Source organism: Embleya sp. L77 (genome assembly GCF_055557415.1).
On the sequence record NZ_CM145709.1, the window covers coordinates 3,349,824 to 3,372,751 of the forward strand.

The 22,928-nt window shown below is 70.8% G+C and carries 18 protein-coding genes, 1 tRNA gene and 1 pseudogene; 12 read left to right on the plus strand and 8 right to left on the minus strand.

Features of this window, described 5'->3' with window-relative positions; translation table 11 throughout:
• Positions 1–104 precede the first annotated feature (104 nt).
• The 6 genes and pseudogenes from pknB to ACZOOI_RS14315 all read right to left on the minus strand — a co-directional run bounded on the left by pknB (position 105) and on the right by ACZOOI_RS14315 (position 8,451).
• Positions 105–2,000 carry a Stk1 family PASTA domain-containing Ser/Thr kinase gene (gene pknB, locus ACZOOI_RS14290; protein ID WP_465280993.1) on the minus strand — a complete coding sequence of 632 codons (1,896 nt, stop codon included), beginning with the start codon at positions 1,998–2,000 and terminating at the stop codon, positions 105–107.
• A 206-nt stretch (positions 2,001–2,206) separates the two neighbouring features.
• Positions 2,207–3,721, minus strand: coding sequence for a peptidoglycan D,D-transpeptidase FtsI family protein (locus ACZOOI_RS14295; protein WP_465280994.1), 1,515 nt, complete (start codon positions 3,719–3,721; stop codon positions 2,207–2,209).
• 313 nt (positions 3,722–4,034) lie between these two features.
• Positions 4,035–5,465 (minus strand): annotated as a pseudogene (locus ACZOOI_RS14300) (FtsW/RodA/SpoVE family cell cycle protein); the annotation flags it as partial.
• Complete coding sequence (locus ACZOOI_RS14305; RefSeq protein WP_465280995.1) at positions 5,431–7,011, minus strand: PP2C family protein-serine/threonine phosphatase; 1,581 nt, start codon at positions 7,009–7,011, stop codon at positions 5,431–5,433. The gene ACZOOI_RS14305 and the pseudogene ACZOOI_RS14300, both read right to left, overlap by 35 nt.
• Positions 7,012–7,016: 5 nt before the next feature.
• On the minus strand, positions 7,017–7,553 hold the full coding sequence (locus ACZOOI_RS14310; RefSeq protein ID WP_360311291.1) for an FHA domain-containing protein FhaB/FipA: 537 nt from the start codon (positions 7,551–7,553) through the stop codon (positions 7,017–7,019).
• A 10-nt stretch (positions 7,554–7,563) separates the two neighbouring features.
• Positions 7,564–8,451, minus strand: a complete 888-nt coding sequence (locus ACZOOI_RS14315; RefSeq protein ID WP_465280996.1) for an FhaA domain-containing protein — start codon at positions 8,449–8,451, stop codon at positions 7,564–7,566.
• 387 nt (positions 8,452–8,838) lie between these two features.
• On the opposite strand from ACZOOI_RS14315, the gene ACZOOI_RS14320 reads away from it, so the two are divergent.
• Together ACZOOI_RS14320 and ACZOOI_RS14325 are read left to right on the plus strand one after the other, a co-directional pair.
• Positions 8,839–8,922, plus strand: a tRNA-Leu gene (locus tag ACZOOI_RS14320).
• Positions 8,923–9,033: 111 nt separating this feature from the next.
• On the plus strand, positions 9,034–10,416 hold the full coding sequence (locus tag ACZOOI_RS14325; protein WP_465280997.1) for a DUF2252 domain-containing protein: 1,383 nt from the start codon (positions 9,034–9,036) through the stop codon (positions 10,414–10,416).
• A 309-nt stretch (positions 10,417–10,725) separates the two neighbouring features.
• Here ACZOOI_RS14325 and ACZOOI_RS14330 read toward each other — a convergent pair whose 3' ends face one another.
• Positions 10,726–11,313, minus strand: a complete 588-nt coding sequence (locus ACZOOI_RS14330; protein ID WP_391587286.1) for a TetR/AcrR family transcriptional regulator — start codon at positions 11,311–11,313, stop codon at positions 10,726–10,728.
• Between the two features lie 182 nt (positions 11,314–11,495).
• Here ACZOOI_RS14330 and ACZOOI_RS14335 point away from each other — a divergent pair, with 182 nt between their 5' ends.
• Together ACZOOI_RS14335 and ACZOOI_RS14340 are read left to right on the plus strand one after the other, a co-directional pair.
• Positions 11,496–12,326, plus strand: a complete 831-nt coding sequence (locus ACZOOI_RS14335; RefSeq protein ID WP_465280998.1) for a hypothetical protein — start codon at positions 11,496–11,498, stop codon at positions 12,324–12,326.
• Positions 12,327–12,621: 295 nt separating this feature from the next.
• Positions 12,622–12,954 (plus strand): rhodanese-like domain-containing protein, encoded by a 333-nt coding sequence (locus tag ACZOOI_RS14340; protein WP_391587288.1) that lies wholly within the window; start codon positions 12,622–12,624, stop codon positions 12,952–12,954.
• Positions 12,955–12,978: 24 nt separating this feature from the next.
• On the opposite strand, the gene ACZOOI_RS14345 is transcribed toward ACZOOI_RS14340, so the two are convergent.
• On the minus strand, positions 12,979–13,668 hold the full coding sequence (locus ACZOOI_RS14345; protein WP_465280999.1) for a PaaI family thioesterase: 690 nt from the start codon (positions 13,666–13,668) through the stop codon (positions 12,979–12,981).
• A gap of 122 nt (positions 13,669–13,790) precedes the next feature.
• Between ACZOOI_RS14345 and ACZOOI_RS14350 the strand changes: the two genes are divergently transcribed.
• From ACZOOI_RS14350 to ACZOOI_RS14385, 8 genes are all read left to right on the plus strand, one after another.
• The gene (locus ACZOOI_RS14350) at positions 13,791–15,437 is read left to right on the plus strand and encodes an AMP-binding protein (protein ID WP_465281000.1); all 1,647 of its coding nucleotides are present in this window, start codon (positions 13,791–13,793) and stop codon (positions 15,435–15,437) included.
• 243 nt (positions 15,438–15,680) lie between these two features.
• Positions 15,681–16,505 (plus strand): DUF5819 family protein, encoded by an 825-nt coding sequence (locus tag ACZOOI_RS14355; protein ID WP_465281001.1) that lies wholly within the window; start codon positions 15,681–15,683, stop codon positions 16,503–16,505.
• Positions 16,492–17,787: an HTTM domain-containing protein gene (locus tag ACZOOI_RS14360; protein ID WP_465281002.1), complete on the plus strand. Its 1,296-nt coding sequence runs from the start codon at positions 16,492–16,494 to the stop codon at positions 17,785–17,787. Before ACZOOI_RS14355 ends, ACZOOI_RS14360 begins: the two co-directional genes overlap by 14 nt.
• Positions 17,788–17,876: 89 nt before the next feature.
• Positions 17,877–18,623 carry a TrmH family RNA methyltransferase gene (locus tag ACZOOI_RS14365; protein WP_465281003.1) on the plus strand — a complete coding sequence of 249 codons (747 nt, stop codon included), beginning with the start codon at positions 17,877–17,879 and terminating at the stop codon, positions 18,621–18,623.
• Complete coding sequence (locus tag ACZOOI_RS14370; RefSeq protein WP_465281004.1) at positions 18,620–19,480, plus strand: NTP transferase domain-containing protein; 861 nt, start codon at positions 18,620–18,622, stop codon at positions 19,478–19,480. The genes ACZOOI_RS14365 and ACZOOI_RS14370 overlap by 4 nt, the downstream gene beginning before the upstream one ends.
• Before the next feature lie 20 nt (positions 19,481–19,500).
• Positions 19,501–20,691, plus strand: coding sequence for a molybdopterin molybdotransferase MoeA (locus ACZOOI_RS14375; RefSeq protein ID WP_465281005.1), 1,191 nt, complete (start codon positions 19,501–19,503; stop codon positions 20,689–20,691).
• Complete coding sequence (locus ACZOOI_RS14380) at positions 20,688–21,836, plus strand: potassium channel family protein (protein ID WP_465281006.1); 1,149 nt, start codon at positions 20,688–20,690, stop codon at positions 21,834–21,836. The genes ACZOOI_RS14375 and ACZOOI_RS14380 overlap by 4 nt, the downstream gene beginning before the upstream one ends.
• A 10-nt stretch (positions 21,837–21,846) precedes the next feature.
• On the plus strand, positions 21,847–22,827 hold the full coding sequence (locus tag ACZOOI_RS14385) for an NAD(P)H-quinone oxidoreductase (RefSeq protein ID WP_465281007.1): 981 nt from the start codon (positions 21,847–21,849) through the stop codon (positions 22,825–22,827).
• Positions 22,828–22,928 lie beyond the last annotated feature (101 nt).

Here is a 22,928-nt window from a genome sequence, read left to right on the forward strand (position 1 = left end):
CGCGCCGCCGAGGGACGTGCACGATATCCGCGCAATGAACAGGCCCGAGGCCCCGGAAGCAACGCTTCCGGGGCCTCGGGCCTCGGTGTGGAGTGACGCTCGGCTCAGTTGGGCCAGTTGCCGTGGCCGCCGCGGAGGTCGCCGCCCATGATCGGGTTGCCACCGCCCCGGTTGTCACCGGAGGGGGGCGGGGACGTGGTGCCGCCGGTGTTGCCGCCGGGGTTGCCCGTCGGGGGCGGCGGCGATGTGCTGGCCGGCTGCGGGCCCTTGGACACCGTCAGGTTGACCGTGCTGCCCTCGTTGATCTTCGAGTTCGCGGTCTCGCTCTGCTTGATGACCTGGCCCACCGGCTTGTCCGTCGAGTACTGGTCGGGCGACTTGGTGACCTTGAACCCGAGGTTCTCGAGCTTGGCCTTGGCTTCCTCGTAGGAGAGCCCGACCACACTCGGCACCTGTACCTGCTGCTTGCCGCTGAAGATCGTCAGGTTGACCGTGCTGCCCTCGTTCAGCTCGGTGCCGGAGTCGGGGCTGGTCGAGCACACCGTGTCGCGCTGGCAGCTGGTCAGCGTCTGGCTGCGCGTCACCTCGGCCACCAGGTTCGCGGCCTTGAGCTTGGCCGTGGCCTCTTCCTCGGACAGACCCTTGAGGCCGGTGGGCACGGTGGTCTTCTTCGGGCCGCCGAAGGCCCACACCTGGATCGTGTCGCCCTTCTTGGCACTCGTGCCGGCCTTGGGGGTCTGCTCGCAGATGTTCCCCTTCGTGCCGGTGGCGCCCGGCGGACACTTCGACGGATCGTCGTTCAAGTTGATCTTGAAGCCGGCGTTCTCCACCGCCGTTCTGGCCTCGTCCAGGCTCTTCCCGACCAGCGTCGGCGTGCTCGCCGACTTGTCCTCGCCGTCGCCCATCAGGGTCTTGCCCACGAAGAACGCGGCGACCAGGACGGCGATACAGGCCAGGGCGAGCAGGATCCACGCGCCGCCGCGGGACTTCCCGGGCTCGTCCCGGTGGCGATCGTTGTCGTCGAGCTCGTACTGCCCGGTGTTCGGCCCGCGGCCGTGCGCCGGGATGACCTGGGTCGCCCCGCCCGCGGTCGGCGGCAGGTACTGCGTCGCCGGGTCGGCCCCCATCGGCGCGGCCATCACGCTCGGCGCGCCCACCGGGAGCCCGTGCAGGGCCCGCTCGATGTCGGCTCGCATCTCGTCGGCGCTCTGGTACCGGTTGTCCGGGTTCTTCGCCAGCGACTTGAGCACGATCGAGTCGATCGTCGGCGAGACCTCCGGGTCGAAGGTGCTCGGCGGCAGCGGGTCCTCGCGGACGTGCTGATAGGCCACCGCGACCGGCGAGTCGCCGATGAACGGCGGGCGTTCGGTGAGCAGCTCGTAGAGCAGGCAGCCGGTGGAGTACAGGTCGGTACGGGCGTCCACGGTCTCGCCGCGGGCCTGCTCCGGGGAGAGGTACTGGGCGGTGCCGATCACGGCCGCGGTCTGGGTCATCGTCATGCCGTTGTCGGCCATGGACCGGGCGATGCCGAAGTCCATCACCTTGACCGTGCCCTGCCGCGTCAGCATGACGTTGGCGGGCTTGATGTCGCGGTGGATGATTCCGTTGCGGTGGCTGTACTCCAGAGCCTGGAGCACGCCGGCCGTCATCTCCAGCGCCCGTTCGGGCAGCAGCCGGCGACCGGAGTGCAACAGCTCGCGCAGCGTCGAGCCGTCCACGTACTCCATCACGATGTACGGGATCGAGATCCCGTCGATGTAGTCCTCGCCGGTGTCGTAGACCGCGACGATCGCCGGGTGGTTCAGCGAGGCGGCGGATTGCGCCTCGCGGCGGAACCGGGCCTGGAACGTAGGGTCACGGGCGAGATCGGCGCGCAGTGTCTTGACCGCCACACTGCGTCCCAGACGAATGTCACGGCCCATGTACACCTCGGCCATGCCACCACGGCCGAGGACCGCGCCGATCTCGTACCGGTCGCCGAGGCGACGCGGCTCTTCCATAACTTCCAGCCCTTCCCTTACCGGTCCACGGCCTTCGGTCTTCGGCCGGCCGGGACCGGGGCGGTTGCCCGACCGGTCCGGCACGTTCTCCGACACGGTACCGGTGTGACGGCCCGGGTCGTCGTCACACCCGAGTCACCAGGACACGTCGGTATCTGATTGCAGTAGTGGTCGGAGTTGCTATCGGTGTGATTGCAGGCCATGGCTCACTTCTTGACCACGGCTTCCATCATTGCCTTGGCGATCGGAGCGGCGAGGCTGCTGCCGCTGACCTCGTTGCGCTCGGCGTCACTGTCCTCCACCACGACCGCGACGGCGACCTTCTTGCCGTCGGCGCCCTTGGCGTAGGAGACGAACCACGCGTAGGGCGGCTCGCTGTTCTTGACCCCGCGCTGCGCCGTGCCGGTCTTGCCGCCGACGGTGACCCCGGGAATCCGGGCCGACTTGCCGGTGCCGTTCTCGACGACGCCCTTCATCATGTCCTGGAGCATCTGCGCGACCTCGGGCGTGATGGCCTGGTTCGCCACCTGCGGCTGGGTCTTCTCCAGCACCGAGAGGTTCTGCGCACGCAACTCGTCGACGACGTAGGGCTTCATCACCTTGCCGTTGTTGACGATCCCGGCGACGACCATGGCCATCTGCATCGGGGTCGAGGCCACGCTGTCCTGGCCGATCGACGAGCGCATCAGCTGGCCCTGGTCCAGCCCGGCGGGGAACACGCTGGGGGAGACCCGGCTCGGGATGTCCAACGGGTTCTGGTTGGTGCCCTTGCCGAAGTTGTTGAAGCCGAAGGCGTCGGCCTGGGCCTTCACCTTCTCCTGGGACAACTGCTGACCGACGCTGGCGAACACGGTGTTGCAGGACAGTTCGAGCGCCTTCTGCAACGTTGCGCCGGCGCACTCGGTGGGGTGCGAGTCCGGGAGGAACTGGGTCGAGTTCGGGTAGAACAGCTTGCCCCCCACGAGCGGGACGTTCGGCACGGTCTCCGGCTTGAACTGCCCCGAGGACAGCGCCGCCGCGGCGGTGACCAGCTTGAAGGTCGAGCCGGGCGCGTAGGTGTACCGGATCGCCCGGTTGTCCATCGGCTTCTTCGGGTCGAACTTGTCGTCCTTCTTGTCCTTGTCGAACGTCAGCTCGTCGTACGCCTTCGCGGCCGCGTTGCGGTCGTTGGAGGCAAGTGCGTTCGGGTCGTAGGACGGCGTGCTGGCCATCGCGAGCACCTTGCCGGTGTCGGGGTCGATCGCGACCGCGGCGCCGGTCTTGCCGTCGAGGCCGTTGAACGCGGCCTCCTGGGCCTTGGCGTTGATCGTCAGCGCGACGTTGCCGCCCCGGGTGCCCTTGTTCGTCACGGTGTCGAGCACCTTGCGGACGAACAGCCGGCTGTCCTTGCCGCTGAGGATGTCGTCCTCGAGGTTCTCCAGGAGGTTGCTGCCGACGTAGGGCGAGATGAAGCCGGTGATCGGCGCGTACATCGGGCCGAACTCGTACTTGCGCAGGTACTCGTACTGCCGATTGTCGGTCTTGACCGAGCTGGTGATCGGCTTGCCCTCGACCAGGAAGTCGCCGCGTGGGTGCGAGTACTTCTCGTACGCCGCGCGTCTGTTGTTCTTGTTGTCCGCGTAGTCGTCGGCCTTGACGACCTGGACCCAGTTGGCCCGCAGCATCAGCGCCGCGACCAGGATCAGGCAGAAGACGGAGACCCGCCTCAAAGGCTTGTTCACGGTATGTCCCTCCCCTGGGCGTGCGTTGCGGCGGCGGTCACGGGTTCTGCCCGCCGGTGCCGCTCTGGCCCGGTGGGCCGTATGGCGTTCCGCCGCCGGGACTCGGCGGCGGAACGAATGGTCTGGGTGGCGTCGGGGATCCGCCCGAGGGTGCCGGCCCGCCGGGTGCGCTCGGCACCCCGCCCGCGACCGTCAGCGCCTCGGGGGAGGCGGAGCCTTCGGCCGGTGTCGAACTCGGCGGCGGCGGGGTGGAGCCGGCGGCGGGCGTGTCGCCCCGGCCCGAGGCACGCGAGCCGCGCCTGGGTGCGACGCCCTCGCTCGGGTCGAACGCGCCGGGCGGTGGCGCCGGTCGGCGGGCCGTATCGCTGATCCGGATCAGGATCGCCACCAGGGCCCAGTTGGTGATCACGGACGAACCACCCTGCGCCAGGAAGGGCATCGTCATACCGGTGAGCGGGATCAGTCCGGTGACACCGCCGGCCACGATGAAGACCTGGAGCGCGAGCGCGATCGACAGGCCCGCCGCGAGCAGTTTGCCGAACGGATCGCGAGCGGCCAACGCGGTACGCAGGCCGCGTTCGATCAGCAGGGCGTACACCATGAAGATGGCCATCATTCCGGCGAGACCCAGCTCTTCACCGACTGTGGTGAGGATGAAGTCGCTGCGCGCCGCGAAACCGATCTCGGTGGGGTGACCCTGGTTGAGACCGGTGCCGAGCAGGCCGCCGGTGCCGTAACCGAACAGTGCCTGGGCCAGCTGCTGCGACTTGCCCGGTGCCGGGTTCGCGTACGCGTCCATCGGGTCCATCCAGGCCGCGACCCGGTCGTGCACGTGCGGTTCGAGCGTGCCGACCACCACCGCGCCGGCAACGGCCATCACGACACCGAACAGCAGCCAACTGGTGCGCTCCGTGGCGACGTAGAGCATCACCACGAAGACGCCGAAGAACAGCAGCGAGGTACCGAGGTCGCGTTCGAAGACCAGGATCAGGATGCTCAGCAACCAGACCACGATGATCGGGCCCATGTCCCGGCCACGCGGGAAGTACAGGCCCATCACCTTGCGGCTGGCCAGCGCCAGCGCGTCGCGCTTGGCCATCAGGTAGCCCGCGAAGAAGATGGTGATCACGATCTTGGTGAACTCGCCGGGCTGGATCGAGAACGGTCCGAGTCGGATCCAGATCTTGGCGCCGTACGTGTCACCCGGGAACGGGATGGGGGACACCAGCAGTACCAGGGCCAACGCCATGAACGTGTAGGTGTAGCGCTGCAGCAGACGGTGGTCGCGCAAGGCGACCACCACGACCGCGAACAGTGCGACACCGATCGCCGAGTACATCAGCTGGGATCCGGCCGCCGCGGTGCCCTTGAGGTTGCCGGGGAGGCCGACCCCCTTGACGATGTCCAGGTCGAGCCGATTGATGAACATCAGGCCCATGCCGTTGAGGAAGGTGGCCAACGGCAGCAGCAGCGGGTCGGCGTACGGCGCGAACTTGCGCACCAACAGGTGCGCGAGGCCCGCGAAGACGCCCAGGCCGAGCCCGTACTTGACCAGGCTCCCCACCGGCAGTGACCCGTCCCCCGCCAGTCCCACGTTGGCATAAGCCAGCATCGGCACCAGAACCGCGAAGCCGAGCATCATCAACTCGGTGTTGCGGCGATTCGGTGCGGCTTGGGGGGTGATCGTCGTGTTGCTCACGGCGCTCCCCTCAGTTCGTTCCGGTGGTTCCGGGCAGTCGCGGATAGCACTGCTTGGCCAGGTCGGCCTCTTCGGCGGAGAGCTTCGATCCGGGCGCCTCGGGCACCGCGGCCGGCGGCGGCGAACTCGGTGGCGCCGAACTCGTCGGTGCGGTCGGGCTGGTCGCCGTGGCACCGCGGCCCTTGGATCCCGGGTCGGCCGTGGACGAGCTTCGAGTGCTTCGCGATGCGGTGGTCGGGGTGTGCTTGGCGACCGGCGCGTTGGTCTGCAGCGCGGCCGGCAAGCCCGGGTTCTGCTGCGGGAACGTGTCCACGCTGCCCGCGGGCTGGGCGCCCGGGTTGCCCTCGATCGCCTTCTTCGCGTCGTCCGCCGCATACGCCCTGCGACACACGTCGGCCTGCCGCTTGAGCCGGTCGATGGTGTGCCGGGCCTCGGTCAGGCTGGCCGCGTCGAGCGTGCTGTTGACCGCGTCCCGGTTGGTCTGGCCGATCATCGTGAGCTTCAGCTCGTCGTAGCTCTGGTAGGTGCTCGCGAGGTTGAGGCCCAGGATCTTGGAGTCGATCCCCCGGTAGATCGCGACGTGGTCTCCTTTGTCGGCCACGAAGTACTGCGTCTGCGTCCAGTAGTAGGCGCCGCCGAGAGCGGCCACGAGCACCGCGACCCCGCCCCAGATCGGCAGCGTCCGGCGCAGCGTGGACTTCGGCTTGGGCTTGCGCCGACTGCCCGGCTCGGAGACCAGGGCCTCGGTCTCGTACTCGCCGGCGGTCAACTCGCGGGCCCGGGAGGCGGGTGTGGTCGGCAGTGTCGTGGTGTCGTCCACGACGCTGGCCACCGCGCCGACCACGATCGGGCTGTCGGAGGGCTGATCGGCCGGGTCCACCACATCCGCGACGATGCAGGTGATGTTGTCGGGGCCGCCGCCGCGCAGCGCGAGCTGGATCAGCTCCTGCACCGCGTCGCCGGGGTTGGCGTAGGTCAGGAGGGTGGCCTCCATGGTCTCCCGGCTGACCACCCCCGACAGGCCGTCGCTGCAGATCAGATAACGATCGCCGGGGCGGGCCTCGCGCACCGACAGGTCCGGCTCGACGTGGCCGCGCCCGTCCAGGGCACGCATCAACAGCGAGCGCTGCGGATGGTGGTCGGCTTCCTCCTCGGTGATGCGGCCCTCGTCGACCAGGCGCTGCACCCAGGTGTGGTCCTGGGTGATCTGTTCCAGGACGCCGTCACGCAGGAGGTAGGCACGGGAGTCGCCGATGTGGGCGAGGCCGAGTCGGCTCCCCGTCCACAGCAGCGCGGTCAACGTGGTCCCCATGCCCTCGAGCTGGGGGTCGTCGTCGACCATCACACGCAGTCGGTCGTTGGCGCGATCGACCGCCGAACGCAGCGCGTCCAGCAGATCGGCTCCGGGCACGTCCTCGTCGAGTTCGACGATGGTGGACAGGACTTCGGAGCTGGCGACTTCGCCCGCTGCCTGCCCGCCCATGCCGTCGGCGACCGCGAGCAGGCGAGGGCCGGCGTAGCCGGAGTCCTCGTTGCCTTCTCGGATCATGCCCTTGTGGGATCCGGCGGCGAAGCGGAGAGAGAGGCTCATTCAGGCTACCTGCGCAGCTCGATAACGGTCTTGCCGATACGGATCGGCGCTCCGAGCGGTACGGGGGTCGGACCGGTCAGGCGCGTACGGTCCAAGTAGGTACCGTTCGTCGACCCGAGGTCTTCGACCACCCAGCTGCCGTCGGGCGCAGGGTAGATGCGGGCGTGCCGACTCGACGCGTAGTCGTCGTCGAGCACGATGGTCGAGTCGTGCGCCCGGCCGATGGTGATCTGCTGATCCGTCAGATTTATCGTCGTGCCGGTCAGCGAGCCCTCGGTGATCACCAACTTGCTGGGATTGTTGCGCTGGCCGCGGCGGGGCCGGGCCTGCTGCCGCTGCGGGGGCGGGGCCGGCTGCGCCTGCTGAGGCGGAGCGGCACCTCCTCCACCGGCGGCGGGCGCGGCGGTTCTGCGCCGCGCGGGTCGTTGGGTCACGCGTGTGCCGAAGAGGTCGCTACGGATCACCTGTACGGCGACGATCACGAACAACCACAGCACAGCGAGGAAACCCAACCGCATAACGGTGAGGGTCAGCTCAGACATGCGCCCGTTGTCACCCCTCGGCTTGGCGGAACACGACAGTGGTGCTGCCGAGCACGATGCGCGATCCGTCCCGCAGACCGGCACGCTGACAGTGCTGGCCGTCGACGACGATCCCGTTGGTCGAACCGAGGTCCGTGATCGACGCCGGAGCGCCGATGCGGATCTCGGCGTGGTGCCGCGAGACGCTCGGATCGTCCACGCGAACTTCCACATCGGTGCTGCGGCCCAACTTCACGACCGGGGCAGTGAGCTCGTGACGTACCCCGTTGACCTCCAGCCAGGTACGCAGCCGTGGTGCGGGCTGCGGATTCTGGCCGTAGGCGGCCTGCTCCCCCGGCTGCGGCCGGGGAGGCGTCGGCGTTCCCGGGGTCCCGGGCGGACCGAAGGGCGGTGGTGCGGGCACCCCGGGCGGGGGTGGCCCGCCGGGTCGACCGTATCCGTAACCCTGCGGTGGCTGCTCCGGTTGCGGCCCCCCGCCCGGGAAGGGCGGTTGTTGTGGGGGCTGCTGTAGTTCGTGCGACTGACTGCCCGCGAGTGCCTGACTGCGCACACGGTACAGACCCGTGTCCAAGTCGTCGGCATGCTCGAAGTGGACCTCGACCGGACCGATGAAGGAATAGCGCTGCTGTTGCGCGTAGTCCCGCACCACGGTCGCCAGCTCGCCGCCGAGTTGCTGCACGTACGGGCTCAGGCGCTCATAGTCGTGTTGGCCGAGCTCGACGACGAAGTCGTTCGGGACCATGGTTCGGTCGCGGTTCCAGATCGTCGCGTTGTTGTCGCACTCGCGCTTGAGCGCGCTGGCGATCTCGACGGGCTGGACATCCGACTTGAACGCCTTGGCGAAGGCGCCGTTGACCAGGCCCTCAAGCCGTTGCTCGAACTTCTTCAGGGGACCCACGGGCACCTCCTTCCGTACGCGATCGGCCGGTCCGGTCCTACAGTCTGCTCACTGATCGTATCCACGCGTGGGAAACGGGCGCGGTTCCCTACCGTGGCCACTGTAAGGAGTGTTGGCTTTCACAGGGATTCCTACACCCTGTTGCCCCCTCCGTGGCTCGCTTGCAGTAGTTGTGCCGCGACCGTGTGCGTGGCCGGGGTCGAAGCCCGTTCACCGTACGGTGCAGGGCAAGCATGCCGGAGAGGCGGGGGTCGTGGGGATCCCGGTCCACAAAGATGAACCGTTGGTTGCTGTGGGTGTCCATACGGATGCTCATGGTGTGAGCGGTGGGGCCTGCGGGTATGGATTCGTATCGGGCCTGGAGCCCGTGCTAATCTTTGATTGCTCGCGCGGGTGGCGGAATAGGCAGACGCGCTGGATTCAGGTTCCAGTGCCCGAAAGGGCGTGGGGGTTCAACTCCCCCCTCGCGCACCGAGCAAAGGCCCCAGGTCATCGACCTGGGGCCTTTCTGTATCTCCGGCCGGGGGAGCCCGGCTGTGTCGTGGTGGTGGGCCGTGCGCTTGATCCGGGGAGGATCGGTACATGTCGGGGACTTCGGTGGGGCGGGAATTCATCGTTCCGGGTTTTCGGGACAGGTCGGATGTGGCGTCGAAGGCGCTGGGCAAGGGGCTGCGCGAGCGGGTGTCGCGGGCCGCGCACGCGAGTTTCGAACCCGCGGTGGACCGGCCCGACGTGGTGGAGAGCGTCGAGCGGGCCAACCTCGGCCGGCTCGAACACCTGGTGCCGCTGCGGATCGGCCGCATGGCGGCCTCGCCGTTCGCGTTCCTGCGCGGCTCGGCCGGGTTGATGGCGGCCGATCTCGCGGCGCAGCCGGTCACCGGATTGACCGGGCAGATCTGCGGTGACGCGCACGCCGGGAACTTCGGGGTGTTCGGCACCGCCGAGGGCCGGCTGGTGATGGACCTCAACGACTTCGACGAGACCGTACAGGGCCCGTGGGAGTGGGACCTGAAACGACTGACCGCCTCGCTCGTGGTGGCCGGCCGGGTCGGCGGTCTGGATGCGGACGCGTGTCACCGGGCGGCCTACGACGCCGCGGCCTCCTATCGCAAGACGATGAAGGTGCTGGCGAAGATGCCGGTGTTGCAGGCGTGGCACGCGATCGCGGACGAGTCGCTGGTGGCGCACGCGGACGCGGCCGAACTGTCCGGTCTGTTGGCCCAGGTCACCGCGAAGGCCCGGCGCAACACCAGCGCCCGGTTCGCGGCCAAGGCGACCCGGCGGCGCTCCGACGGCACCTGGCACTTCGTTCCGGAGCCGCCGGTGCTCACCGCGGTGGACGACGCGCTCGCCCACGCGGTGGCGGCCGGCCTGGAGAGCTATGTGGACACGCTCTCCACCGAACGCCGGCCGCTGTTGGCCCGGTTCGCGATCGAGGACGTGGCGTTTCGGGTGGTGGGCACGGGCAGCGTCGGTACCCGGGCCTACGTGGTGCTGCTGCTGGGCAACGGTGACGAGCCGCTGGTGCTCCAGGTGAAGGAGGCCCGGCCCTCGGCGCTCGCGCCGTATCTGCCGCCCGCGCACGTCGAGCACGAGGGGCGCCGGGTCGTGGTGGGCCAGAAATGGATGCAGGCCGGTACCGACTCGCTGCTCGGGTGGACCTCGATCGACGGGCGCGCGTACATGGTGCGCCGGTTCCGCAACATGAAGGGGAGCATCGACCCGAGCGTGCTGGCGGCGCACGAGATAGACGACTACGCCCGGATGACCGGCGCGCTGCTGGCCCGCGCGCACAGTCACTCGGTGGACCCCAAGGTGCTCGCGGGCTACTGCGGCAAGAGCGACCGGCTGGACGACGCGTTCGCGCGGTTCGCGGTGCGCTACGCAGATCGCACCGAGGCCGACCACGAACAATTGCTCGCGGCCGTGCGATCGGGGCGGCTGCCGGCCGAGACCGGGGTCTGACCCAGGGTCACGGGCGGCCGGCGAACAACCGTGCCGCCGGCGCGGTCCCCGATCGTGGGGCACGCGCGGTGCAGCGCCTCGTGCGCGTCGCCGCGCACGAGGGCTTCGTGGTCCACCCGCGCCACCGGGATCCCCGACGCGAGCGCGGCCGTTGCCTCGGGGACGAAGTGCGGGTCGGTGCGACGGGGGTTCAGGGGATCCGCGGGGACGAGCAGGACCTCGGGTGCGCCTTCCCCGGGGGAGTCATGGGAAGGACGGTATTGCGTGGGCATGCCGGATGAAGGGTGGACCCTTCATCCGGCCGTGCGCCTATGACTGCTTCATCGACGCGATGGACGCTCGCGTGAACTCGATGAGGTGCTTGCGCCGGTTCGCCCGGGCCTCCTCGGATTCCGAGTCGGCCCCCAGCAGTACCCGCGACATCTGCGGCATCGTCTGTTGCCAGGCGGCGACGCCGATGAGCGAGAAGAGCAGCTGGGCGACCTCCGGCGAGGGCTTCACGCCGAGATGATCGGCGAACTCCTGAAGTTTCGCGGCGTAGCTCGTGACTCGCCGCTCCTCGTCCGGAACCGGGTCGTGGCCGTAGTACAACGCCTCCCACACCAGCAACCGGAGCAGCTCCGGGCGGGCGCAGTAGAAGTCGTAGACCTGGGCGATGTACTCGGCCGGGTCGTCGTTGGGCATCGTGACGACCGTGTTGAGTTCCTGGAGCGACTCCGTCAGCACGTGCTGGAAGAGCTGCTCCTTGTTGCCGAAGTACGCGTAGATGCGCTCCTTGTTCACCCCGGCGCGCAGGGCGATGCGGTCGACGCGGGCGCCGGCGATGCCGTGCTCGGCGAACTCCGCGCGGGCGGCGTCGAGAAGTTTGGCTCGGGTGCGTGCGGTGTCGGGCGGCATGGCTGGATCTTATCCCCTCTAGCCAACTGCTTTGTTGGATCGACTGGCCAGGGACGGCCTGACCATGCTGCCCTACCACATAGGCTGCTGGGGGGTGTTGCGAGTGATTTGATCTTCAAAGTCCGGCAGACGCGCCCGCCGGCCGGTGTCGCGCGGGAACAGAACAGCACACAAGGGACGTGATGGACGAGGTCAGCGCGCCGACCCCCTGGTCGGACCCCGAAATCGCCGAGTTGGAACGACAGGTCGCCGCCGCGGAGACCGCGCTGCTCGACGACGAAGTGGATGTGACGACCCTTCAGGTCGAGCTGGACAACCTGGCGATCGTGCACCACCGCCGACTGGGACCGCTGTACGAGCGACTCGACGAGCTGGACGCGCTGATCGCGGAGGCGATCGCGGCGCACACCGGCGATCCCACGGACATCCGGCGCGCGGTCGAATTGCGTGGTGTGGTCACGGATATGCCGGACCTGGACTCGTTGCTGGGCGCCCTCGACGGCGCGGGCGGGGGGTCGGGCGGGGCGTCGGGCGGCGCCGGCGAGGCGGCCGAAGAGCCGATGCCGGTGCCGGAGGTGCACCGGGTCAGCCCCGGTGCCGAGGCGCGCAAGCTCTTTCGCGAGCTGGCCCGGCGGGCCCACCCGGACCTGGTCCAGGATCCCGAGGAGAAGCAGCGCCGAGGCACCTTCATCGCCCGGGTGAACGCCGCCTACGCGCGCGGCGACGTGACCGAGCTGCTCGCTCTCGGTACGGAATGGGCCACCTCCCCGGAGGGCGCGATCGGTCCGGACGCGGAGAGTCGGGGGCAGTGGCTGCGCAGCCGGCTGGCCTGGCTCACCCACCGGCGGGCCGAGCTGGCGGGCCTGCGCGATCAGCTGATGGAGGGCGCGATGGGGCAGCTGCTCCAGCTCGCGCCGAACGACCCCGACGGGCTGCTGGAGCACCTGGCCGATCAGCTCCTGCACGACATCGCGGAGAAGGAGAAGGTGCTCGGCACGCTGGTCGATCCCTGACCGCTGCTCCGGCCCGTCCGGCGGCTCCCGGCGGGGCCGCGCCGAGCGGATCGCGGCGCGCCGGCGACCCTCCCGGGCCGGCCGGATGGGCGTCGGCCGGCCCGGGAGGGTTGCGGCCCTCGCCGCTCGCCCATCCTGCTCGCCCGGTGGCACACAGCCGTCATTTCGGCCGCGTGTCGTGCGCGTGGGCCGGGTGGTTCGCTCTTTCGAGGCACGTGTGCACGGCGCCGATGGCCGACAATGTGCGATGAGCGCGGCCGGACGGGTTCCGGACGCCTGACCTCCCGGAGATTCGATGCACCTGTCGCCCCCGCCGGCCGTGCCCGCCGCCGCGGTCCCTGACGACGCCTTCGTCCTGGACGTACGGGAGGTGCACGAATGGGACGCCGGTCATGTCGCCGGTGCCCGGCACCTCCCGATGAGCACGCTCCTGGAGCGGATCGACGAGGTGCCGCACGACACGCGTGTGTACGTGATGTGCCGCGTCGGCGGCCGATCCGCCCAGGTCACCCACTATCTGGGTCAGCAGGGCTGGGACGCGGTCAACGTCGACGGCGGCATGCTGGCGTGGGAGGCCGCCGGACGGCCCATGGTGAGCGAGACGCAGGCCGCCCCTGTGGTGGTGTGACCGCAGGACCGGCCGCAGGCCAGGTCAGGACCGGCGTTCCGCGATGAACACCGCGGTCGCCTCGGCGGTCGGTTCGCCGTCGGCGCGGATCTCACCGGTCGCGAAGCTCTTGCGCCCTTCGCGACCGGTCCAGCGACCGGTCAGCTCCAGCGGCACGTCGTAGGGCGTGGCCCGGCGGTAGCGGATGTCCAGCCCGGCGGTCAGCCCGGGCGCCCCGGCCGCGGACGCGGCGACGCCGAGCAACTGGTCGAGCACGACCGCCACGATCCCGCCGTGCGCCCGGGCGGGCGGCCCGCCGTGGGCCGCGGTCAGCGTGCAGTGCGCGCGGATCTCCACCGATTCCGGGTCGGCCGTGGGGTCCGGCCTCGGCTCGACCTCCTCGAAGATCAGCCTGGGCGCCTGCGGGTTGAGCCGACCCGAGCCCATCTGGGTCAGGTGCTCCAGCCGGCCGTTCGGATGCCGGATCAGCGACACCGCCTGCGGGCGCCGGGCGGCATTCAGCAGCGCGGTCAGTTCGGCGACCCGGCGGGCGGCGTCCGCGCGCACCGCCGCGTCCACGTCCGTCCACACCACCGCCTCGACCAGATCGCGCACCCGGTCGGCGAGGTCCAGCGCCTCCGCGGTCACGTCGTCGGGGCCGGGCAGATTGCCGGCCATCAGCTCGGCGAGTGCGGTGGCCGAGGCCGGCGGCAGCGGCCTGGTGTTCGAGTTCATACCCGTACCTCCGTGACACTTTTCTTGATCTTGCCAAGAATGCGGGCAAAGAATATGACGGTGCATCAGATCTAACGGTCTATCAGATCTGGCTCGACCGGATCTCGGTGAGGGAGTGCGGCATGGTGACGATCGCGGAACTCGTCCATCACCAGTGGGGCGACCAACGGACCGGGCTGTACTTCGAGGATCGGACCTGGACGCACCACGAACTCGCCCGAGCCGCCGCCGCCCGGGCGGCGCTGCTCACCGACCTGCTCCCGAGCGGGGCCGAGCCGCACGTGGGCGTCCTGCTCGACAACGTGCCCGAGTTCCCGCACTGGCTCTCCGGCGCGGCGGTGGCGGGCGCCACCCTCGTGGGGGTGAACTCCACGCGGCGCGGCGCGGAGCTGGCGCGCGACATCACGCACGCCGAGTGCCGGGTGATCGTCACCGAGCGCGCCCACCTGCCCCTGCTCGAAGGGCTCGACCTGGGGATCCCGGCGGAGCGGATCCTGGTGGTCGACGACCCCGCGTACGACGACCTGCTGCGCCCGTACGCGGACGCCGCGCTGCCCGCCCTGGTCGCGGATCCCGCAGATCGCCTGCTGATCGTGTTCACCTCCGGGTCCACCGGCGCGCCCAAGGGCGTGGTCTGCTCGCAGGGCCGGTTGGCCGGCGCCGGGACCGTGTTGTCCGAGCAGTTCGGCTTCGGGCCGGACGACGTCAACTACATCTGCATGCCGATGTTCCACGGCAACGCGTTGATGGCCAACTGGTCGCCGGCGCTGCGGGCGGGCGGTGCGGTCGCGCTGCGCCGGCGGTTCTCGGCGTCCGCGTTCCTGCCCGACATCCGCCGCTACAACGCCTCCTACTTCACCTACGTGGGCCGGGCGATCTCCTATCTGCTGGCCACCCCGGAGCGGCCGGACGACCGGGACAATCCGCTGCGCGCCGGGTTCGGCACCGAGGCGGGTGCGGTGGACATGGCGCGCTTCGAGGCCCGGTTCGGGTGCGCGCTGACCGAGGGGTACGGCTCCTCGGAGGGCGGCATGAGCGTCAACTGGCGGCCGGGCACGCCCGCGGGCGCGGTCGGGCCGTGTCCCGAGCACGCCGCGGTGCTCGATCCGGCGACCGGCCGGGAGTGCGCCCGGGCCGAGTTCGACGCGGCGGGTCGACTCGTCAACGGGGACGCGGCGATCGGGGAGTTGGTCAACACCGGGCGCAACGGGTTCGAGGGGTACTGGCGCAACGAGGAGGCGTCGGCGGCCCGGGCGCGCGACGGGCAGTACTGGACGGGCGACCACTTCTACCGGGACGCGGCCGGATACCTCTACTTCGCCGCCCGCGCCGATGACAAGTTGCGGGTGGACGGCGAGAATTTGGCGGTGGCCGGCATCGAGGGCATCCTCGCCCGCTTCGCGCCGTTCGAGGTCGTGGTCGTGTACGGGGTTCCGGACCCGGTGACCGGGGACCAGGTGATGGCGTGCGTGCAGGTGCGCGAGGGCGCCGAGTTCGACCCGGGGGAGTTCGCCGCCTTCATGGCCGAGCAGCCGGACCTGGGCACCAAGATGGCGCCGATGTTCGTGCGGGTGGTGGACGAGGTGCCGACCACCGCGACCAACAAGGTGCACAAGGTCGGCCTGCGGCGGGCGGGCTTCCGGGCGGCGGGGCAGGTGTGGTGGCGGCCCGAGCGCGGCGCGGCGTACCGGCTGCTCGACGACGCGGGGCGGGAGGAACTGCTCGGCCGCTATCGGGCGCACGGCCGTGAGGGCGTGCTGGACCTGTGAGCAGGTGAGCCGGTGACTCGGTCGTGACGGTGCGACCCCGGCCCGGTATGCCCGCACCCCCGTGCCGGACATCGTGGTCGGGCCGGGATCGCACCGCCGCTCAGAGTAGAACACGTTCTATGGTCACGGAAACCGTCTCGACCGAGTGGTTGGCAACGGTTTCGGTACGACCGGCGGACCGGACCCGGTAGCGTGCCGGCAGCACGGGTCCGGACCGGTGGGCCCATCGACCACGGGAGAGGCATGCAGTCGCCTGACGACGCGACGCCCGGGCAACCGGCGGATCGGTCGAAGCCCGGACTCGAGGCGGGTGCGGCGGCGGTGGGCACCTCGACCGCCGACACGACGGCGGACCGGGGCCCGGCACCGGATCCGGACCGGCCGCCGGCGCGGATCCCGGCACAGGCGGGGGAACGCGCCCCCGTGGACACCCCGATCGAGACGGCGGTGCCCTCGGACGAACAGCGCTCGACCGCGGTGCGTTCGATCTCCGCGCTGTTCGCCGTGCTCGCGATCCTGGTGACCCTGGTGCACGTGTTCTTCGTCTTCCTGCACGTCGCCCCGAGCAACACGCTGAGCCAGGAGTACCGCAAGCCGACCGGCACCTGGATCTACCCGTACTTCGAGCAGAACTGGGCGCTGTTCGCGCCCAATCCGATGTCGGAGAACTTCCGCCTCCAGGCCCAGTCGCGGATACGCGGCGCGGACGGCAGCGTCGTCGAGTCCGACTGGTCCGACCTGACCGGAAACGACCTGGAGCACATCCGGGGCAACCCCTATCCCAGCAAGGCCGACCAGAACATGATCCGACGCGCGTGGTCGAGCTATGCCGACGCGCACGAGGCCAAGGACGAGTCGGCGATCGGCACGCGCGGCCCGCTGACCCAGCGCTACCTGCGCCGGATCGTGGTGCACCGCTTCCAGGACGCGGGAGCCGGCCGCGGACTCGAATCCGTCCGGATCCGGGTCGCGACCACGCCGATCGGCAAGCCGGACGCGAAGGTCGGGCCGGAAACCTCGTATCGCACGCTCGGCTGGTGGGAGACGAAGCCCGATGACTTCCGCTGAGCCGCAGCCGCGCGGCGCGGCAAGTGCGTACCGCCGGGTCGAGGACGCCGTCGGCGGGTGGTTGGTGCACGCCCTCGACACGGTCAGCACCCGTACCTTCGCCGTGCACCAGGCGGCCCTGCTGCGGATCGGCTACGGCCTGGTCTTCCTGGTCGGCCTGATCCGCGAGTACTTCAACCGCCGGGAGATCTGGGGCGACCAGTCGGCCTGGTCGCCGGACATGGCCCGGGAGTTGCTGGGCGGCATCGGCGGGGTGAGCCTGCTCCTGGAGAGCGACTCGCGGATGTGGTTCGAAGGCGTCTACATCGCGGCGATCGTGATCAGCGCGCTGTTCGTGCTCGGATGGCACACCCGGGCGACGAGCATCCTGTTCGCGATCATGGTCGTGTCCTTCAACAGCCGGTCCATCCTGATGACCGACGGCGGCGACACCGTCCTGCTGCTGATGTCGATCTACCTCGCCTTCACCGCATGCGGACGGGTCTGGTCGCTGGACGCCCGCCGGGCCAGGCGCACCGGGATCCGCCCCGGCACCGGACCCGGACACGAGATCGGCGTGCTGGTCGCGCTGATCGCGATGGTCGCGCTCGGCACCACCTGCCGAGGCGACTCGTGGGCCTTGGACCCGGAGTTCTCCTTCGCGTTCGTCTGCCGCTGGATCTGGATCCCCGGGATCGCGATCGCCTTCGGCGCGCTGTGGCGGCTGCCCCGCCAGGTCGAGCAGGTACGGGCCGGCCTGGTGACCGCCGTGCACAACTGCGCGCTGTTCGTGATCGCCGCCGAGGTGTGCTTCATCTACGGCGCGGCCGGGCTGTACAAGGTGCAGGGCTCGTACTGGCAGGACGGCACAGCGATGCACTACGTGCTCAACCTGGAGTACTTCGCACCGTGGCCCGGGCTCAGCCACATGCTCGGCGAGAACGCCGAGATGGGCGTGCTGATCAGCTACCTCACGGTGTTCATCCAGGTCGGCTTCGTGTTCATGCTGTTCGCCAAGCGGGTCAAGTACGTCGCGATCGTGATCCTGCTCGGCATGCACTTCGGCATCGCGATCATGCTGGGCCTGCCCGCATTCTCCGCGTCCATGTCCGTGGGCGACGCGCTGTTCCTGCCCACCGCGTTCCTGATCTGGACCCGATCGCGAGTGCTCACCCGGCTGACGGCTCGGCTGCGCCGCGGACCGGCCGCGGCGAAACCGGCGCCCGTGGTCGGCACGGAGCCACCCGCGCAAAATACGTCCGACGGACTCGAAGGGGTGGCCTCGGCGTCGAGCCGGGCCTGATCCGACCGTGCCCGCAGGGTCCCGGGCCGGGCGGCGCATGCCGCCGCCGCGCGTCCGGGACCCGGTTCGACAGGTCCTACGCTGCTGCCATGAACCCCCAGGAGACGCAGACCCTCGCACTGTGGCGGGCCGCCTCGCCCGGGGCGGTGCTGCTCGACGGCTTCCACGCGGTCAAGCACGCGTTGCGGTTCGGCGCCGAGATCGAACTCGTGGTGACCACCGACCGGGCGGCGGTTGTCGCCCTGGCCGACGAACTCGCGGCCGACGTGGGCGATTACCTGCAGGAGACGGCGCACGAGGTGTCCGAGCCGTTCCTGCGCGACCTGGTCCCGCGCGGCAGCCCGACCGGGGTGGTGGCACTGGCCGGTCGCCCCGAGCCCGAGCCGGGACGGGCCCGCAGCGCGCCGATCGTGCTCTTGGAGAACCCGCGCAACCTGGGCAACGTCGGGGCGGTGGTGCGGCTGGCCGCCGGATTCGGCGTCGCCGCCGTGCTGACCACCGGCGACCTGGACCCGTGGCACCCCAACGTGGTCCGCGGCAGTGCGGGGCTGCACTTCGCGACCACGGTCGCCCGGGTGGATCCGCACGCGTTGCCGGCCGGACCGGTCTTCGTGCTCGATCCCGAGGGCGCCGACCTGCGCGACATCGAGATCCCGGACGACGCGATCCTGGCGTTCGGCACCGAGCGACACGGCGTCTCGGCGGCGCTGCGCGAGCGCGCCGACCGGCTCGTGGCCATCCCGATGCGGCCGAAGGTGTCCAGCTACAACCTCGCGACCAGCGTCGCGATGACGCTCTTCCGCTGGTCCACGACCTCCGCGAACGCACCGACGTGAGCGGCTGGGACGCGGTCGTCCTGGCCGGCGGCGCGGCCCGTCGGCTGGCCGGCGCCGACAAGCCGGGCCTGCTCGTGGCGGGCGTCTCGCTGCTCGACCGGGTGCTCACCGCGCTGGCCGGGGCCGAGCGGATCGTGGTCGCCGGGCCGCGCCGGGCCACCGGGCGCGAGGTGGTGTGGGTGCGCGAGGATCCGCCCGGCGGCGGCCCGGTGGCCGCGCTGGCCGCCGCACTGCCGCTGGTCCGGGCCGAGGTGGTGGTGCTGCTCGCCGCAGATCTGCCGTTCGTGCCCGCCGAGTTGATCGAGCGCCTGGTGGCCGCGCTGGACCGGGAGCCCGGTCCGGCCGGCGCGGTCGCGGTCGATGCCGACGGGCGCGATCAGATCCTGCTCGGCGCCTATCGCACCGCCGCGCTCCGGGCCGGCGTCGCGGCCCTGGCCGAACCGGCCGGGGCGCCGCTGCGCCGGGTGGTCGAGCCGCTCGCGCCGCGCCGGATCCGGGCCGACCCCGACGCCGTGTTCGACTGCGACACCTGGGCCGATGTGCGCGACGCGCGAGCACGGTCGGGGAGGATGGACACAGCCCCGAAGAGGAGAGACATGACTGGCTTGGAAGAGTGGACCGAAGCGGTCAAGCAGGAACTGGGCATCGAGCTGGACGTGGACATCGCGGCGCTGCTGGACATGACCCGGGTGGCGGCGCACAACGTACAGCGACCGGCCGCGCCGCTCACCTCCTTCCTGGTCGGTTACGCGGCGGCGAGTCGGGGCGGCGGCGCGGCGGCGGTGGCCGAGGCACTGCGCCAGGCACAGGACCTCGCCGAGCGCCGCGGCACGGGCTCCGAGCCGGACGCCCGATGATCTCTCGGGAGAGTCGGACCATGGCGCGTTCCGAGCCGCACCCGCAACAGGCACTGGGCTGGCCCGAGGCCCGGGCCACCGCCCGCGCGGCCGGCCGACCGCTGCCCGCCGTCTCGCGCACGCTGCACCACGCGCGCGATCACGTACTGGCCCGGCCCATCGTCGCGCTCACCGATCTGCCCTCCTTCGACACCTCGGCGATGGACGGGTGGGCAGTCGCCGGCCCCGGGCCGTGGCGGGTGCGCGGGCGGCTGCTCGCGGGCGACGCGGGCGCGGAGATCGGCGTGATGCGCGACGGGGACGCGGTCGAGATCGCCACCGGCGCGCGGGTCCCGCACGGGGCCACCGCCGTGCTGCGCAGCGAGCAGAGCCGGGTCGAGGGCCGCACGCTGTTCGCCGACGTGCACATCCAGCAGGGCACCGACATCCGCGCGTGCGGTCAGGAGTGCCGGCGCGGCGACGAATTGTTGCCGGCCGGCACCACGGTCACCCCCGGGGTCACCGGGCTGGCCGCCGCCTCCGGCTACGACGAACTCGTGGTGGTCGACCGGCCGCGGGTGGAACTCTTGGTGCTGGGCGACGAGTTGCTCGATGCCGGGCTGCCGAGGGAGGGCCGGATCCGGGACGCGCTCGGCCCGCTGATCACGCCGTGGCTGCGTACCCTCGGCGCCGACCTGCTGCGGGTTCGCCGGGTCGGGGACAACCTGGACACGCTGCGCGGACTCGTGAGCGCATCCCGCGCCGACGTGGTGATCACCACCGGCGGCACCGCCGACGGCCCGCGCGATCACGTGCACCGGCTGCTCGCCGATCTGGAGGCGGACATCCTGGTGGACGGCGTGGCGGTCCGGCCCGGGCATCCGATGTTGCTCGCCCACCTGCCCGGCGAGCGCCCGGGCGCGGGCCGCTATCTGGTCGGCCTGCCCGGCAACCCGCTGGCCGCGGTGGCCGGCATGCTCACCCTCGCGGTGCCGCTGCTGCGCCGGCTCTCCGGGCGCCCGGAACCGCGCCCGCGCCGGATCAGGGTCGGCGTCGACATCGCCGGCCACCCGTGCGACACCCGCCTGGTGCCGATGCGCGGGGATCGCCCGCTGGCCTTCTCCGGCCCGGCGATGCTGCGCGGACTCGCGATCGCCGACGGCATCGCGGTGGTGCCGCCCGGCGGCGCGCGTGCGGGCGAGCGGGTCGAGGTGCTCGGGGCACCGCGATGAAGACCGTGCGCTTTCCCGACGACCGGCCGGCCGATCGCCGCGGGCCGCGCGGCGCGCTCGCCCGGCCGCTGCCGGCGCTGAAGAAACGCTCCGACGAACCGGCGGGCCTGGCCGGGCAGGCGGGCGCGACCGTACACATCCCCAAGGACCGTCCCGGTCCGCTGATGCAGGTGTTGCGCCGGTTCGGGATGGCGCTGCTGGTCCTGGCGGTCACCATCCTGGTGGTCTACCTCGATCGGGACGGCTACCGCGATGCCGTGGACGAGCGGGTCTCGCTGCTCGACGCGATCTACTACGCGACGGTCACCCTGTCCACGACCGGCTACGGCGACATCACCCCCGCCAGTGACGGCGCCCGCCTGGTGAACGTCGTCCTGATCACCCCGCTGCGGGTGATCTTCCTGATCATCCTGGTCGGCACGACCCTCGAGGTGCTCACCGAGCGCACGCGGGAGCAGTTGCGGCTCAACCGTTGGAGGTCCACGTTGCGCGACCACACGATCCTGGTCGGCTACGGCACGACCGGATACAGCGCGGTGCACACGCTGATGGCACAGGGGATCTCGCGCGAGAACATAGTCGTCGTCGACTCCGACCCCGAGGCGGTCACCGAGGCGAGCGACGACGACAAGCTCGTGGTGGTCTCCGGCGACGCGACCCGGGCGGAGGTGCTGCGCCGGGCCGAGGTGGAGCGGGCGCGGAACATCATCGTCTCGGTCAACCGGGACGACACCGCGGCCCTGGTCACGCTGACCGCGCGGCAGTTGAACCGGCGGGCCTGGATCGTGGTGGCGGTGCGCGAGGACGAGAACGCGCCGCTGATCCGGCAGAGCGGAGCCGACTCGGTGGTCACCACCGCGAGCGCGGCGGGCCGACTGCTCGGGGTCTCGCTGCTCAGCCCGAACGTCGGTGAGGTGATGGAGGACCTCATGCACTACGGCGAGGGCATGGACCTGGTCGAGCGGCCGATCGACAAGCGCGAGGCGGGCAAGTCGCCGGGCGAGTGCGGCGATCTGGTGGTGGCCGTGGTGCGCGGACACCGTACGTTGCGGCACGATGACCCCGAGGCAGCGGTACTCGGGGCAGGCGACCGACTCGTGGTGATCAAAACACACAAACCGCAGCCGAAGACGGGCGACTCATAGGCTGGATGCCATGTACGCGATCACGATTGCCGAACCGGGCGGGCCCGAGGTACTGACCTGGACCGAGGTTCCGGACGAGAAACCCGAACCCGGCGAGGTGCTGGTGGAGGTGGCCGCGTCGGCGGTCAACCGGGCCGACCTGTTGCAGCGCCAGGGGTTCTACCATCCACCCGCGGGTGCGTCCGCCCACCCCGGTCTGGAGGCGTCCGGCCGGATCGTCGAGGTCGGCGCGGGGGTGTCCGGCTGGGCGGTCGGCGACGAGGTGTGTGCGCTGCTCGCGGGTGGCGGGTACGCCGAGCGGGTCCGGGTGCCCACCGGCCAACTGCTGCCCGTGCCCGACGGGATGGACCTGGTCTCGGCCGCGGCACTGCCCGAGGTGGTGTGCACGGTCTGGTCGAACGTGTTCATGGTCGCCCACCTGCGCAAGGGCGAGACCTTCCTGGTGCACGGCGGCTCCAGTGGCATCGGCACGATGGCGATCCAGTTGGCCTCGGCGGCGGGTGCCCGGGTGTTCGCCACGGCGGGGTCGGCGGCCAAGTTGGCCCGCTGCCGCGAACTGGGCGCCGACGTCACGATCAACTATCGGGACGAGGACTTCGTGGCCCGGGTCCGCGAGGCCACCGACGGGGCCGGGGTGGACGTGATCCTGGACAACATGGGCGCCAAGTACCTCGATCGCAACGTGGACGCGCTTGCGGTCAACGGCCGGCTCGTGGTGATCGGTCTTCAGGGTGGTGCCCGCGGCGAACTGGACCTGAACAAGCTGCTGATGAAGCGGGCCGCGATCGCGGCGACCTCGCTGCGGGGGCGCCCGATGTCGGAGAAGTCCGCGATCGTGGCGGCCGTACGCGAGCACGTGTGGCCGCTCCTGGACGCGGGCCGGATCCGGCCGATCATCGATCGGGTGTTGCCGGTGGCCGACGCGGCCGAGGCGCACCGCGTGGTCGAGGCGAGCGGGCACATCGGCAAGGTGCTGCTGAAGGTGCGCTGACCCGGCGGGCGCGGGCCGTCGGGGTGTCGCGGGCGGGGCGAGACGGCGCCGCGGGTGGGTGCCGGTGCGGCGGTCGGGCCGGCCTGCCGCCGGACGAATGA

Coding starts and splice junctions, on each gene's coding strand:
- pknB (WP_465280993.1), bottom strand. CDS start 2,000: ATGGAAGAGCCGCGTCGCCTCGGCGACCGGTACGAGATCGGCGCGGTC.
- ACZOOI_RS14305 (WP_465280995.1), bottom strand. CDS start 7,011: ATGAGCCTCTCTCTCCGCTTCGCCGCCGGATCCCACAAGGGCATGATC.
- ACZOOI_RS14310 (WP_360311291.1), bottom strand. CDS start 7,553: ATGTCTGAGCTGACCCTCACCGTTATGCGGTTGGGTTTCCTCGCTGTG.
- ACZOOI_RS14325 (WP_465280997.1), top strand. CDS start 9,034: ATGTCGGGGACTTCGGTGGGGCGGGAATTCATCGTTCCGGGTTTTCGG.
- ACZOOI_RS14330 (WP_391587286.1), bottom strand. CDS start 11,313: ATGCCGCCCGACACCGCACGCACCCGAGCCAAACTTCTCGACGCCGCC.
- ACZOOI_RS14335 (WP_465280998.1), top strand. CDS start 11,496: ATGGACGAGGTCAGCGCGCCGACCCCCTGGTCGGACCCCGAAATCGCC.
- ACZOOI_RS14340 (WP_391587288.1), top strand. CDS start 12,622: ATGCACCTGTCGCCCCCGCCGGCCGTGCCCGCCGCCGCGGTCCCTGAC.
- ACZOOI_RS14345 (WP_465280999.1), bottom strand. CDS start 13,668: ATGAACTCGAACACCAGGCCGCTGCCGCCGGCCTCGGCCACCGCACTC.
- ACZOOI_RS14350 (WP_465281000.1), top strand. CDS start 13,791: ATGGTGACGATCGCGGAACTCGTCCATCACCAGTGGGGCGACCAACGG.
- ACZOOI_RS14355 (WP_465281001.1), top strand. CDS start 15,681: ATGCAGTCGCCTGACGACGCGACGCCCGGGCAACCGGCGGATCGGTCG.
- ACZOOI_RS14360 (WP_465281002.1), top strand. CDS start 16,492: ATGACTTCCGCTGAGCCGCAGCCGCGCGGCGCGGCAAGTGCGTACCGC.
- ACZOOI_RS14365 (WP_465281003.1), top strand. CDS start 17,877: ATGAACCCCCAGGAGACGCAGACCCTCGCACTGTGGCGGGCCGCCTCG.
- ACZOOI_RS14375 (WP_465281005.1), top strand. CDS start 19,501: ATGGCGCGTTCCGAGCCGCACCCGCAACAGGCACTGGGCTGGCCCGAG.
- ACZOOI_RS14380 (WP_465281006.1), top strand. CDS start 20,688: ATGAAGACCGTGCGCTTTCCCGACGACCGGCCGGCCGATCGCCGCGGG.
- ACZOOI_RS14385 (WP_465281007.1), top strand. CDS start 21,847: ATGTACGCGATCACGATTGCCGAACCGGGCGGGCCCGAGGTACTGACC.